The organism is Vibrio sp. Isolate24, from assembly GCF_022398215.1.
Classification (GTDB): domain Bacteria; phylum Pseudomonadota; class Gammaproteobacteria; order Enterobacterales; family Vibrionaceae; genus Vibrio; species Vibrio coralliilyticus_A.
In genome coordinates this window covers 102000-115669 of record NZ_JAKEUU010000004.1, presented here as the reverse complement: position 1 = coordinate 115669, position 13670 = coordinate 102000, and the positions used below count along the sequence as shown (strand labels likewise).

Sequence of the window (13670 nt, the reverse complement as noted above, 5' to 3'; positions counted from 1 at the left end):
GGATTGAATTTAGATGATGCAAAGCGTTGATATTGCAATTGTCGGTGGAGGCATGGTCGGTCTAGCTTTGGCGGCGGCGTTTAAAGAGACTGACCTGCGTATAGCAGTAATCGAAAGCCGTGTTCCGGATAGTGAACTGGCTGAACTACCAGATGTCCGCGTCTCAGCTTTGAGCCGTTCAAGTGAAAATATATTACGTAACTTAGGCGCATGGAATGGCATCGTACAGCGTCGCGCCGCACCGTATTCAGCCATGGAAGTATGGGAGCAAGATAGCTTTGCCCGGATTGAGTTTGATGCTCAGAAGTTAGCCCAGCCAGACTTGGGGCATATTGTTGAAAATCGTGTGATTCAGCTATCATTGCTTGAGCAGGTCAAGCAGCAGTCAAACGTTAGCTTATTTATGCCGACAAAATGCAGTTCGATGGCTATTGGTGAAAGTGAAGCTTGGTTAACGTTGGATAACGGTCAGTCCCTGACTGCTAAGTTGGTTGTTGGCGCGGATGGGGCTAATTCTTGGGTGCGCAAGCAGCAAGATATTCCTTTAACGCACTGGGACTATGGGCATAGCGCCGTTGTAGCGAATGTTTGGACAGCAGAAACGCACGACAGAGTTGCGCGTCAGATCTTTACACCACAAGGACCGCTGGCTTTTTTACCTATGGGTGAAAGCAATATGAGTTCGATTGTCTGGTCTACCGAACCGAATCGAGCCGACAGTTTAGTGGCCATGTCTGATGCTGAATTCAATAAAGCCCTGACGGCTGAATTTGATGCTCGACTAGGGTTATGTGAAGTCGTCGGACAACGCTTCGCTTTCCCACTCAAAATGCGTTATGCGCGAGACTTTGCCGTAGAGCGAGTTGCCCTCGTGGGGGATGCGGCTCATACCATTCACCCGCTAGCGGGGCAGGGTGTCAACCTTGGTTTGTTGGATGCTGCGAGTCTTGCCCAAGAGGTGATGACGTTATGGCGTAAAGGTGAAGACATTGGTGCTAAACGTAATCTCCGTAGTTACGAGCGCTGGAGAAAATCTGAAGCCGCGAAAATGATCGCAGCGATGCAAGGATTTAAAGATCTGTTTTCTGGGGATAACCCTGCGAAGAAGCTGGCGAGAGGTATTGGTATGGCGTTGGTTGGGCAATTGCCAGGAGCGAAAGATGAAATCATGAAACGTGCTCTTGGATTGAAAGGTGAGCTCCCTGCGCTAGCGCAATATCATGAGGCGACATTACCTTAGTTGTTTGTGTAAATCACAAAGGGTTGGCTAAAGCCAACCCTTTCTAATTCCTATTTACGCGTATGCGCAGCGTAGTCTCATTATTTCTTGGTTCACTTCTTTGACTGTCTGGAAATGTCGTCGCTCAGCCTTTTCCGGTAAGACGAGTTTACCGTTATCAAATTCAAACTTACCAATACCGTAGATATAAATCCTTCCCTTAAAGAGCCGACTTACGTGTTTAGCAATCATACTTGGTGTATAGCGCTTAAACAGTCTCATAGAGTAATCCTTATGTTTAGCAAGCACTGCAAAGTATACGATTTTCCGCCTATTTTTATGTGATTATGGTGGAGGAATATGCAGTTAAATGTGTTTTTTTGGATATTTGTGTTGTTGTAGGCAAAACTGCGGATAAATATCCATTTTATTGTGACAATTACCTCAGTTATGTTCTGTTTCTGGAACTCATCTTGGCTTATCACTCAGCGCAATAGTAAACCGGAGATTTATGACATTTATAAGAATAGTTTAACTTTTTTATAATATGCCAACTTACGGTAAATTTTTTGTATAAAAAAAGCCCGCTAAAATGCGGGCGAATAGTCACAGATGCATTACACAAAAAGTGGATGTCCTGAAACAATCAGTGGATTCACTTTTTCGTTGGAGAAGGAGTTGTATGCTTATTACTATTTAATCGCTCAGCAGCTAAACATACCAAGCTATACACCATAATTCGCTCGTACTTTACCCAACGAAAATAAGCTTAATCTAAAATATTGACTGTGACTATATATTCTTTATTTTTGAATAATAATTTATTTTATTGGAGTGCTTTATTGAGTGGCTTATCACGATTTTATGCAAATAGAATGAGTGATAAGAGAGGTAAATGATGGTTATATCACCTGCAGATGTCGGCAAAGATCGGGTTGCAGAGCCGGATCAAGTCGTCCCTGTGGAGGGCTAAACCTGCCATATTTGAGCCACTGCTTATGGTGACTTTGGATTCGTTTAAGATTTGGTTATCAAAAATGATCGGCATGTTAATCGGAAGCAGTAAGGGTGTGACGGTGCCAATTTGATAACCTGTAAGCTCTTCCACCATTGATAAATCCACACAGGTCATTCGTCGGCAGTCAAGCAATGAGCGCACTTTTTTAGGATCAACTGATTTGTCTCCTGGTGCACAAGCTAACGCATACAAGTTACCCATATCACGCAATAGGATCGATTTAACCATCTGTGCAGGTCTAACTCCTCGTTGCCGAGCGGCATCATCAATCGTAATCGCTGGGGATTGATGCGGGAGGAGCTGGAAAGAAACCCGCTGCTCGGTCAAGTAGCGGGTGAGCTTGGTTTCGAACTTATTCATCATCTTCAAGAGAATAAGGAAGGGGTTGCATAGTCAAGGTGGTGTTAGAGACATCTTTTAAGCGGAATTGTGTGTCGGCGTCGAGGTTATTTGGTAAAACCGCAAGGCCAATAGCGATACCATCATTAAAGTGATAATGACTCATGAGTTGTCCTGCACTACGCCAATTATCACCGACGGAACGCTCTATTTCTGCTCCTGCTTTGAGCTCTGATTCGCAGTGACCTCTTAGGATCTGTAAGGCGCGCTTGTTCATGCCACGGTATTTTGCTCTAGCGACGGTTTCCTGGCCGGTATAACAACCTTTGCTAAAGCTGATGCCTCCGAGAGCCTGAACATTCAACGCTTGTGGAATATGTTCGCCTTGGTGCTCTTTGCTGACAGCAGGGATCGCCGCATTAATATCTAGGCAAGTCCAGATATCTTCGCAAGCCTTGGTCGCATTGATGGACTGGCATAGCTGGGCGGCCGTTGCGCTATCAACGGCTAACAACCATCGTTGTTCGTCGATTTTGAGGGCCGTGCCACCTTCGATAGCACGCACATCTCCACTTTGCTGTGACAGTTCCTCAATGACTTGATTGGCGTTAGTACCAATCAGGCCAAGCAATACGTCGTGGCTTTCAGCAAACTCGACATTTGAGAAAATGGCGTATTTCTTTAATTCCGCCAGCTCTGTTTCGATTGCCGACTTGGGCTGTAGCATGGCGTAACCGCCTTGGTGGTGGAACAAACGAAATACACTCCAAACCTTGCCTTTCGCATCACAGTGAGCACCAAATGTTGTCTCGTCTTCGGCAAGCTGAACCACATCACAGGTTACCTGACCTTGCAGGTAAGATTTTTTATCATCGCCTTGTGCGGTGATCATTCCCCATGACGTTAAGTGGGTGAGAACAAGTTCGGGAAGAGAATCTGAACTAGAGAGAGAAAGAGGTGCAAAATCTTGTTGCCATTCCATGATGATTACCTGAATGCTATCGAATAGCGCTATGTTAGCGCTGAAAGAGTGATGGAAACAACCTTTGAAGTGATAGGGATAAATGGTGTAAATCTGTTAGCTTGCTCGGGAGTGTGACTGAGTTAGTAGTTGTGGGCAATTTTGATTGTTACACTCGGCGCAAACAACCGAATAGGTGAGGAATAAGAATGTACACCACGGAAGAAAAAGCGCGAATCAAATGGGCGTGCCGCCGCGGAATGCTAGAATTGGACGTCGTGATTATGCCGTTTTTTGAAGAGTGCTTTGACGAGCTCCAAGACAATGAGCAAAGAGATTTTGTGTCGTTACTTGAGTGCGACGACCCCGATTTGTTTACTTGGATCATGGGTCATGGTCGTAGTGAAAACTTAGGTCATGCATCCATGGTCGATAAGATTGTTGCCCACAACCTCAGTAAAGTGCGTTAATCTCTTCGCCACCAAGTCATTTCTATTTCAACAGGCTAATGCTACTTTCCTGATGTTGGCCTGTTGCCTTGTTATTTCTTCTGATCTACCTCTGCTTGCTACAGTATTTATCCTTATTAGACTGATTCAATACCACAGTGAAGCAACATGGATTACTGAACCTGTACAAGGCCATTTAACCTTCTCTTCTGCCTGCTCATGTGAGATTGACGGAAAACCGTTAGATATTAAAAAAAGTGTGCTGAGCTTGGCTATGTTTGGTGTGTTGATATGGTTCGAAAGCGGGCAAAAACGTATTCTCTGGCGAGATAGTGTTGCAGAAGAGCACTACCGACAATTACTAGTGATGTTAAAAAGGGAACATTAAGTTCCCCCTTTGATTTATGACTGGATTTTCTTCGGTTCCAAAATTGTGGGGCCACTATTTGGTGCCAGTTCTGGGTAGTCGAGAGTGTAATGTAAACCTCGGCTTTCCTTACGCTCCATAGCGCAGCGAACCATGAGTTCCGCGACTTGAAGTAAATTACGTAGCTCAAGTAAGTTGTTAGAAACCTTGAAGTTACTGTAATACTCATGGGTTTCCTGCTGCAGTAGCTGGATGCGGCGTAAAGCCCGTTCAAGACGCTTATCGGTACGAACGATACCCATGTAATCCCACATAAAGAGGCGCAGTTCATGCCAGTTGTGTTGAATTACCACCTCTTCATCTGAGCAGCTCACCTGACTTTCATCCCAAGCAGGTAATGAAGGGGGAAGCTCTGCGTCGTCTAAACGTCGGATGATATCGTTAGCCGCCGACCATGCATAAACAACACATTCTAGTAATGAGTTCGATGCCATTCGGTTGGCGCCATGCAATCCGGTATAGCTGACTTCGCCAATGGCATACAACTGAGATAAATCCGTTTCACCTTGCTTATTGACCATGACGCCACCGCATGTGTAGTGAGCTGCCGGTACAACCGGAATCGGTTCTTTGGTCATGTCGATACCAAGATCCATCAAGCGGGTATATATGGTTGGGAAATGCTTTTCGATAAAGTCGGCAGGTTTATGGCTGATGTCTAAATACATGCAGTCTGCACCCAATCGTTTCATTTCAAAGTCAATTGCACGCGCGACGACATCGCGTGGTGCAAGTTCTTCTCTTTCATCAAAGTCTGGCATAAAGCGTGAACCATCCGGGCGACGTAGGAATGCACCTTCACCACGCAATGCTTCAGTCAAAAGGAAGTTTCTTGCTTCTGGGTGATACAAACAAGTTGGATGGAACTGGTTGAACTCCATGTTGGCGACTCGACAGCCCGCTCGCCAAGCAATCGCAATACCATCCCCTGAGGACACATCAGGGTTTGAAGTGTATTGGTATACTTTAGATGCGCCACCCGTAGCTAGTACCACAAACTTGGCCCGTACCGTCTCAACGTGCTCTTGGTTTCGGTTCCAGATGTAAGCACCAACAATTTTATTTTTATCGCCACCCACCTTATCTTCGCAGATTAGGTCTAAGGCATTATGCCGTTCTAATACCGTAATATTTGGGTGATTGTGAGCGTTATCTTGCAATGAAGTCTGCATGGCCATGCCTGTCGCATCTGCAGCATGCAAAATACGGCGATGGCTATGTCCACCTTCGCGTGTGAGGTGATAACGAGGTTGGTCATCACTATCACCGTCTTCGCGGTCAAAAGGTACACCACCATCAATTAACCATTGAACACACTCTTTCGCGTTCTCTGCGATAAATTCGACGGTTTCTTGCTCACACAGACCAGCACCCGCGACAAGTGTGTCCTGAACATGAGATTCAATGCTGTCTGACTCATCAAAAACAGCAGCAATACCGCCCTGAGCATAATAAGTTGCCCCTTCACTTCTCGGCCCCTTGCTCAATACAATGACTTTGCCATGTTCTGCTACACGTAACGCTAAAGACAGACCGGCTGCGCCACTACCTACCACTAACACATCACATTGATGTTCACGGTTTGCGTTCATAAAACTTTTAAATTCCCGAGTTAAGTTGTACTGGCGCCAATCCAACTTTTTAGCGTCAGTAATAGAGCGGCCTCGCTCTCTAAATCAATTTTTAAATTGCAACATGAACCCTGAAAATATCAGAGTTAGCTCACTATAGTAGCATTGGAATGAATGCAATTCTTGGTAAATAACATTGCTTTTAAGTTCTTTCGTCCCCACAATCTGGGACAGAAGTTATAGGGTCATCACTTCTCAAATAAAATTCGAAGAAAGTTTGAACTTTATATTTATTGCTGAGTCACAATAGTGCTCAAGTAAGCAGTGGTGTCAATACTACATTTTGCATAATTAATGCTCATATCTGACAAGATAGGGGTTAATAACAATAGGAGTACCCGCTCGAATGAACGAGCAGCTGACCGATCAGGTGTTAATTGAGCGAGTTCAGAATGGAGATAAGCAAGCATTTAATCTATTGGTCACTAAATACCAAAATAAAGTGTGTAACCTTATTTCCCGCTACGTCAACAATCCGGGAGATGTGCCTGACGTAGCACAAGAAGCATTTATTAAAGCATATCGCGCCATACCAAGCTTTCGTGGCGAAAGTGCCTTCTATACTTGGTTATATAGAATTGCTGTTAATACTGCGAAAAACCATATTGTTGCTCAAGGCCGAAGACCGCCTGCGCAAGATGTGGATACTGAAGAAGCTGAATATTACGAAACTGGTAGTGCATTAAAAGAAATATCGAACCCTGAGAACTTAACGTTGTCCAAGGAATTGAAGCAAGTAGTTTTCAGTGCGATTGAAGCACTACCCGATGACTTAAAAACTGCAATGACGTTGCGCGAGCTTGATGGCTTGAGTTACGAAGAAATCGCTGCGGTGATGGATTGTCCTGTTGGAACGGTACGTTCACGTATCTTCCGAGCCCGTGAAGCGGTTGAGAAAAAGATTCAACCCCTTTTGCAACGCTAGTACCAGTAACATTAATGGTGAAAAGAATGGCTGACAAAGAAAAACTTTCAGCACTCATGGATGGAGAGTTGGTTGATAAAGCTTTAATTAGTGAATTAGAGCATGACCAAGGTAGCCTGAAAACCTGGAAAAATTACCATTTGATTGGTGATGTGATGCGAGGTGAAGCACCGGAAAAACCGGAGTGGAACATTGCCGATAGTGTTGCACTTGCTTTAGAAGATGAGCCTGTGCATTCGACGTTTACCTCAGGTAAAGTCACAGACATCAATGAGCAACGCACTGAAGCTCAGCCTACGCCTTCTCAAGCTCGTCGCCAATTACCTGCTTGGCTCAGTCAATTTGGTCAAGTAGCTGTTGCAGCATGTGTGTCATTGGCGGTGATTCTCGGTGTCCAGCAGTATGGTGGCAGTGAATCGGGCCAACAGGATACTGAGCAACTCCCAGTGCTACAAACTATCCCATTTACTGGTAGCGCAGAGCCAGTGAGCTTAACGCGCTCATCGGTTGAACAACCATCAGCAACGAGCGAAGCAAATGTTCAGGAGCAACGTCGTCGTATTAACGCTATGCTTCAGGACTATGAGTTACAGTTGCGTTTAAATAGCGACAGTACCGCAGAGCACAATGACAACCCAGAAACGGTAGTTGAATGAGAAAATTTCTGATCAGTGCGCTGACACTGTTCAGTTTGAGCTCGCCACTAGCCTTTGCAGAAGACAAACCTGCAGAGGCTTTGTTGCATCAAATGAACGAAGCCAGTCAGCATCTCAATTATGAACTGTCTTATATCCTGATTAAGAAAAACAGCATCGAACCTTTGTTGTATCGTCACGCTCGTGATGAAGAACAGCAACTTGCCCATCTTATTTACCTCAGCGGCCCAGTACGAGAAGTCATTCGTCGTGGTGATGAGGTCAGCTACATAGAGCCTGGCGTTGAGCCATTTACGATTGAATCGGGTAATATGGTCGCCCCAACTATCCCTCTTTTGGATGCCAATGTGGATGAATTGAGCGAGTTCTATGACTTTGTTCAAGTTGGTCGAGCGCGTGAGGCAGGAACGGCCTGTCAGGTATTGAGAGTGGCGCCAAAAGATGGACTACGCTACTCCTACATTCTGTGGGTTGATGAACAAACTAAGTTGCCTCTGAGGGCTGATCTGGTGGACCGTGATGGCGAAGTGCTTGAGCAGTTTCGTACGATTTCTTACAGCGTGAATGATCAGATTTCCGATATCCTGAGTGGGTTGAATACCGTTAAATTACCGGATGTCCTGTCTTTACCTAAAGGTGAACTTGAGAAAAGTTTTTGGACGGTTGGTTGGATTCCCAAAGGTTTTGAGTCCAAAGAGCTGAACCGTTATCGAATGGCAAATACTGATCGTATGGTGGAGACACAGATGTACAGTGATGGTTTGTTCAGCTTTTCTATTTATGTGTCTGAAAGTGACAATTACTCACTTAAAGGGCAGCTGGTTCGTCAAGGTAGACGCACGCTTCATAGCTTTGTTAAGGGCAACAAAGAGATTTCTGTCATTGGGGATATTCCTCCCGCTACAGCAAAACGTATTGCTCAGTCTGTCACCATTGATAAGCAAGCGGGTACAGCACAATGATGACGGCGTTGGCAACCGTTTCTTCAGTGAGAGCTGGCCCATCTGGCTATGATATTGAGCTGAGCTGCGAGCAACAGACAAGTTGCAGTAGCTGCTCGTCACAAAAAAGTTGTGGTACTGGTATTGTATCTAAAGCGGTGGGAAACAAGTCTCTGCATTGGCATCTAGTGACCAGTAAAAGAGTTAAAGAAGGCCAAGTGGTGGAAATTGGCTTGCCGGAAAAAAGCCTCCTGCAATCTGCCGCGGTGGTTTATTTAGTCCCGTTGTTTGCCATGATCCTAGGCGCTGTTGTTGGACAGTGGCTATTAGCGCCAGCGTTTGGTTTTGGCGAGGGTATTGCTATCCTGACATCTGCTATCTTTACTGTGGCAGGCATTTATGGCGCAAAAACTCTAGCCGCCAATTTTGAGCGCCAGTCACTGCGAGACGTTATATTACTTCGGGTTTTGGGAGAACCAATTAGCTAGTGCGAAGTGCACAGAAATTGGGTAGAATCTGCCAACCTGATTGAAACGCCGTCACAAGACGGCTTTCTTATGTCCCTATTTTAAAGAGTTTAGTCACACCAAATCATGAAGCACATTCGTAACTTTTCGATTATCGCCCACATCGACCATGGTAAGTCGACCCTATCAGACCGTTTGATCCAAGACTGTGGTGGATTGAGTGACCGTGAAATGGCAGCTCAGGTTCTGGACTCCATGGACCTTGAACGTGAGCGTGGCATCACTATTAAATCTCAAAGTGTGACACTCAACTATACCGCTAAAGACGGTGAAACCTACCAATTGAACTTCATCGATACTCCAGGGCACGTTGACTTTGCCTACGAAGTGTCTCGCTCTCTAGCTGCATGTGAAGGTGCGTTGCTGGTGGTTGATGCTGGTCAGGGTGTTGAAGCTCAGACCTTGGCTAACTGCTATACCGCGATCGAAATGGATCTGGAAGTGGTGCCAATTCTGAATAAGATCGATCTACCTGCCGCGGATCCTGAGCGAGTAGCAGAAGAGATCGAAGAAATTGTTGGCATCGATGCGATGGAAGCCACGCGCTGCTCAGCTAAAACGGGCCTAGGCATTGAAGACGTACTAGAAAACATTGTCTCTGCGATTCCGGCACCAGAAGGTGATCCTGAAGCACCACTGCAAGCTTTGATCATTGACTCTTGGTTTGATAACTACCTAGGTGTTGTTTCTCTGGTCCGTATTAAAAATGGCGTTCTGAAGAAGAATGATAAGATCAAGGTGATGAGCACTGGCCAAGTTTGGGGTGTGGATCGTCTTGGTATCTTCACACCTAAGCAGGAAGACACGACAGAACTGCGAACGGGTGAAGTAGGCTGGGTTGTCTGTGGTATCAAAGATATCCTAGGTGCGCCTGTTGGTGATACGCTAACGCTAGCAAAGCATGGTTGTGAAGAGCCGCTGCCAGGGTTTAAGAAAGTGAAGCCTCAGGTATACGCCGGACTATTCCCTGTCTCATCGGATGACTACGAAAACTTCCGTGATGCATTAGGTAAACTGAGCCTAAACGATGCGTCTCTGTTCTATGAACCAGAAAACTCAGCCGCTCTAGGTTTTGGTTTCCGCTGTGGTTTCCTCGGCATGCTTCACATGGAAATCATCCAAGAGCGTCTGGAGCGTGAATACGATCTCGACTTGATTACTACAGCGCCAACAGTAGTGTACGAAGTAGAGCAAACGGATGGCGAGATTCTTTACGTTGATAGCCCGGCTAAGCTACCAGCTGTGAATGATATCGAAGAAATTCGTGAGCCGATTGCACGTTGTAACATCCTTGTACCTTCTGATTACTTAGGTAATGTGATTACTTTGTGTGTTGAGAAGCGTGGTGTTCAGGTTGATATGGTTTATCACGGTAACCAAGTTGCTGTGACTTACGATATTCCGATGGCGGAAGTGGTACTCGATTTCTTTGATCGTCTGAAATCAACGTCTCGTGGTTATGCGTCTCTGGATTACAATTTCCAGCGTTTTGAAGCGTCTAACATGGTTCGTGTGGATGTACTTCTCAATGGTGACAAAGTGGACGCACTGGCATTGATTACGCACAAAGATCAATCTCAGACTCGTGGCCGTCAGCTCGTAGAGAAGATGAAAGAATTTATTCCACGTCAGATGTTTGATATTGCGATTCAGGCGGCGATTGGTAACCATATTATTGCGCGTTCAACGGTTAAACAGCTACGTAAGAACGTAATCGCAAAATGTTATGGCGGTGACGTGAGCCGTAAGAAGAAGCTACTGAAGAAGCAGAAAGAAGGTAAGAAACGTATGAAGCAGATCGGTAACGTAGAGCTGCCTCAAGAAGCCTTCTTAGCGATCTTACACGTAGGTAAAGATTAATTTGTTGGGTAACGACTCAATATAAGAACTTGTTAAGTGAAAGGGTTTCGGCTCTTTCACTTTCGTATTTTTGAGGTAAGGGAAGTCAATGGCAAATACATTTTCACTGTTCTTGGTTATTGTCACTCTGGTGACCGGTATTGTTTGGGTGCTGGAAAAGCTGGTGTTTGCGAAGAAACGTCAGACTAAACTCGCTGCAGTTGAAGCTCAGACAAACGGACTGGATACTGCAACTGCTGAACAAGTGGAAAAGCAGCCATGGTGGATTGAAAACAGTGTTTCAATTTTCCCTGTCATTGCGGCTGTTTTGGTATTGCGCTCGTTTATCTACGAACCGTTCCAAATTCCTTCAGGCTCAATGATGCCGACCTTACTGGTTGGGGATTTTATTCTGGTTGAGAAATACGCATACGGTCTGAAAGACCCAGTGTGGCGTACACAACTGGTTGAAACGGGTAAGCCAGAGCGTGGTGACATCGTGGTATTCAAATACCCACCTCAGCCAAACATTGACTACATCAAGCGCGTTGTTGGCCTACCGGGTGATACGGTTCGCTACAGCAATAAGAAAGAAGTATGTATTCAGCCTAAAGGTGAGAGCCAATGTACTCAGGTTCCCTTATCAAATGTGGAAGAAAGCCCATTTATCCAAGATGGCGTACCTCTGATTCAACTGAACGAAAAACTGGGGGAGGTTGAACACCAGATTTTGGTTAACCCATTACTCCCTAACCGTGTTTCGGCTTACCAGCCTCGCAGTGGTGTAAATGAGTGGGTGGTACCTGAAGGTCAGTACTTTGTGATGGGTGATAATCGTGACAATAGTGCTGACAGCCGTTATTGGGGCTTTGTTCCAGAGGCAAATTTGGTTGGTAAAGCGGTTGGTATCTGGATCAGCTTCGAGTTCGAACGTGATGCAGATAGTGTTTTACCATCATGGATTCCAACTGGTGTGAGATTCAACCGCATCGGTGGTATTAACTAACTTCTCGTGATGGGTGGCGTTGGCTCAAGTAGTCGCGCCATTTGAACGAGAAATGAAATAAAATTATTGAGAGAGCATGAATTCTCCTATTGCCAAACTAGAGAAAAAGCTCGGCTATCAATTCAATGATGCTGAGCTTATTAATTTAGCGCTGACTCACCGTAGCGCTCATGGAAAACACAATGAGCGTCTTGAGTTTCTGGGCGATTCAATTTTAAGTTTTGTCATTGCTGACGATCTTTATCATCGTTTCCCTAAAGTCAATGAAGGGGATATGAGCCGTATGCGCGCGACACTTGTTCGTGGTAACACGCTGGCGGAACTCGGTCGAGAATTCGAACTGGGAGATCACTTAAAATTAGGTCCAGGTGAATTGAAGAGTGGTGGTTTCCGTCGTGATTCAATTTTAGCTGACGCTGTTGAAGCCATTATTGGTGCCATTTATTTAGACAGTGATATTGAAGTGGTACGTGGCATTATCCTTAGCTGGTATAAGCAACGCCTTGAAGCGATTCAACCGGGTGTTTCTCAGAAAGACCCGAAAACACGTCTTCAAGAGTTTCTGCAGGGACGAAGAAAACCACTTCCTGTCTACACAGTGACTAATATTAAAGGTGAAGCACACAACCAGCAGTTTACTGTGTCGTGTGAAGTCGCAGGTGTCGGATCACCTGTAATAGGTAAAGGCACCAGCCGCCGCAAGGCAGAACAAGCGGCTGCAGAACTAGCACTAGAGCAACTGAGCAATGACTGATTCAACAGATAACAACGAGTTCGATATCGATGCGTTTTTCTCATCGAGTGGTGAAGTGAGCTCACCGGAAAACCAACATTGTGGCTTTGTTGCTATTGTTGGTCGTCCTAATGTGGGTAAATCAACACTACTCAATCGAATTCTTGGGCAAAAAATTTCGATCACTTCTCGTAAGCCCCAAACAACGCGTCACCGTATAATGGGGGTTGACACTGAAGGCGATTATCAGGCGATTTACGTCGACACTCCTGGCCTTCACATTGAAGAAAAGCGCGCGATCAACCGCTTAATGAACCGCGCGGCTAACTCATCTCTGAGTGATGTGAATTTGGTGTTCTTTCTGGTCGATGGCACACATTGGACCAAAGACGACGAAATGGTGCTGACTAAGCTGCAGAAGTCGAACTTCCCAGTGGTGTTATGCGTCAACAAAGTCGACAACGTACAAGATCGTAACGACGTGATGCAGCACATGATGGATATGTCGAAAAAGATGGAATTCGTTGATGTGGTGCCTATCTCCGCGAAGCAAGGCAAAAATATCGATGTGCTGCGTAAGCATGTTCGTGAGCACCTACCGCAAGCGACCCATCACTTCCCAGAAGAGTATGTTACTGACCGTTCTCAGCGCTTTATGGCGTCGGAAATTGTGCGTGAGAAACTCATGCGCTTCACTGGAGAAGAGTTGCCCTATTCGGTGACGGTAGAAATTGAGCGCTTTGACTACAATCCTGAAACCGATGGTTTCCATATCAATGCATTGATTCTGGTTGAACGTAATGGTCAGAAGAAAATGGTGATTGGTAAAGGCGGCGAGAAAATTAAGACAATAGGTCGTGAAGCACGTCTGGACATGGAAGAGCTGTTTGGTCGTAAAGTGTACCTAGAAACTTGGGTTAAAGTGAAATCCGGCTGGGCTGATGATGAACGTGCACTGCGTTCACTTGGCTACATCGACGATTTATAAGTTTGGCAGCG

At 45.5% G+C, this 13670-nt stretch carries 14 protein-coding genes; 10 read left to right on the top strand and 4 right to left on the bottom strand.

The features are described from left to right. Positions 1 to 13: 13 nt before the first annotated feature. Positions 14 to 1240, top strand: a complete 1227-nt coding sequence (locus L1D23_RS17245; protein WP_239868854.1) for an FAD-dependent 2-octaprenylphenol hydroxylase — start codon at positions 14 to 16, stop codon at positions 1238 to 1240. A gap of 54 nt (positions 1241 to 1294) precedes the next feature. On the opposite strand, the gene L1D23_RS17240 is transcribed toward L1D23_RS17245, so the two are convergent. The 3 genes from L1D23_RS17240 to ygfZ form a co-directional block, all read right to left on the bottom strand. Next, positions 1295 to 1501 (bottom strand): DUF1107 domain-containing protein, encoded by a 207-nt coding sequence (locus L1D23_RS17240; RefSeq protein WP_239838542.1) that lies wholly within the window; start codon positions 1499 to 1501, stop codon positions 1295 to 1297. Between the two features lie 625 nt (positions 1502 to 2126). Further along, positions 2127 to 2600: a YbaK/EbsC family protein gene (locus tag L1D23_RS17235; protein ID WP_239868836.1), complete on the bottom strand. Its 474-nt coding sequence runs from the start codon at positions 2598 to 2600 to the stop codon at positions 2127 to 2129. Then, positions 2590 to 3558, bottom strand: coding sequence for a tRNA-modifying protein YgfZ (gene ygfZ, locus L1D23_RS17230; protein ID WP_239868833.1), 969 nt, complete (start codon positions 3556 to 3558; stop codon positions 2590 to 2592). The genes L1D23_RS17235 and ygfZ overlap by 11 nt, the downstream gene beginning before the upstream one ends. A 188-nt stretch (positions 3559 to 3746) precedes the next feature. Between ygfZ and L1D23_RS17225 the strand changes: the two genes are divergently transcribed. Continuing rightward, complete coding sequence (locus L1D23_RS17225) at positions 3747 to 4007, top strand: succinate dehydrogenase assembly factor 2 (protein ID WP_239838539.1); 261 nt, start codon at positions 3747 to 3749, stop codon at positions 4005 to 4007. A 381-nt stretch (positions 4008 to 4388) separates the two neighbouring features. Here the strand turns inward: L1D23_RS17225 and nadB are convergent, their stop codons facing one another. Beyond that, on the bottom strand, positions 4389 to 6005 hold the full coding sequence (nadB, locus tag L1D23_RS17220; protein ID WP_239868830.1) for an L-aspartate oxidase: 1617 nt from the start codon (positions 6003 to 6005) through the stop codon (positions 4389 to 4391). Positions 6006 to 6390: 385 nt separating this feature from the next. On the opposite strand from nadB, the gene rpoE reads away from it, so the two are divergent. The 8 genes from rpoE to era all read left to right on the top strand — a co-directional run bounded on the left by rpoE (position 6391) and on the right by era (position 13659). After that, positions 6391 to 6969, top strand: coding sequence for an RNA polymerase sigma factor RpoE (rpoE, locus tag L1D23_RS17215; protein WP_006957798.1), 579 nt, complete (start codon positions 6391 to 6393; stop codon positions 6967 to 6969). 26 nt (positions 6970 to 6995) lie between these two features. Continuing rightward, complete coding sequence (locus L1D23_RS17210) at positions 6996 to 7625, top strand: RseA family anti-sigma factor (protein ID WP_239868811.1); 630 nt, start codon at positions 6996 to 6998, stop codon at positions 7623 to 7625. After that, a complete protein-coding gene (gene rseB / locus L1D23_RS17205; protein WP_239868808.1) occupies positions 7622 to 8587 on the top strand; it encodes a sigma-E factor regulatory protein RseB in 966 nt (321 codons plus the stop codon). The genes L1D23_RS17210 and rseB overlap by 4 nt, the downstream gene beginning before the upstream one ends. Beyond that, the gene (locus tag L1D23_RS17200; RefSeq protein ID WP_239868805.1) at positions 8584 to 9054 is read left to right on the top strand and encodes a SoxR reducing system RseC family protein; all 471 of its coding nucleotides are present in this window, start codon (positions 8584 to 8586) and stop codon (positions 9052 to 9054) included. The genes rseB and L1D23_RS17200 overlap by 4 nt, the downstream gene beginning before the upstream one ends. A 105-nt stretch (positions 9055 to 9159) precedes the next feature. Beyond that, complete coding sequence (lepA, locus tag L1D23_RS17195; RefSeq protein WP_043006850.1) at positions 9160 to 10953, top strand: translation elongation factor 4; 1794 nt, start codon at positions 9160 to 9162, stop codon at positions 10951 to 10953. A gap of 88 nt (positions 10954 to 11041) precedes the next feature. Further along, positions 11042 to 11938: a signal peptidase I gene (gene lepB, locus L1D23_RS17190; RefSeq protein ID WP_239868802.1), complete on the top strand. Its 897-nt coding sequence runs from the start codon at positions 11042 to 11044 to the stop codon at positions 11936 to 11938. 76 nt (positions 11939 to 12014) lie between these two features. After that, on the top strand, positions 12015 to 12692 hold the full coding sequence (gene rnc, locus L1D23_RS17185) for a ribonuclease III (protein ID WP_006957792.1): 678 nt from the start codon (positions 12015 to 12017) through the stop codon (positions 12690 to 12692). Continuing rightward, positions 12685 to 13659 carry a GTPase Era gene (gene era, locus L1D23_RS17180; RefSeq protein WP_239868799.1) on the top strand — a complete coding sequence of 325 codons (975 nt, stop codon included), beginning with the start codon at positions 12685 to 12687 and terminating at the stop codon, positions 13657 to 13659. The genes rnc and era overlap by 8 nt, the downstream gene beginning before the upstream one ends. Positions 13660 to 13670: the final 11 nt, after the last annotated feature.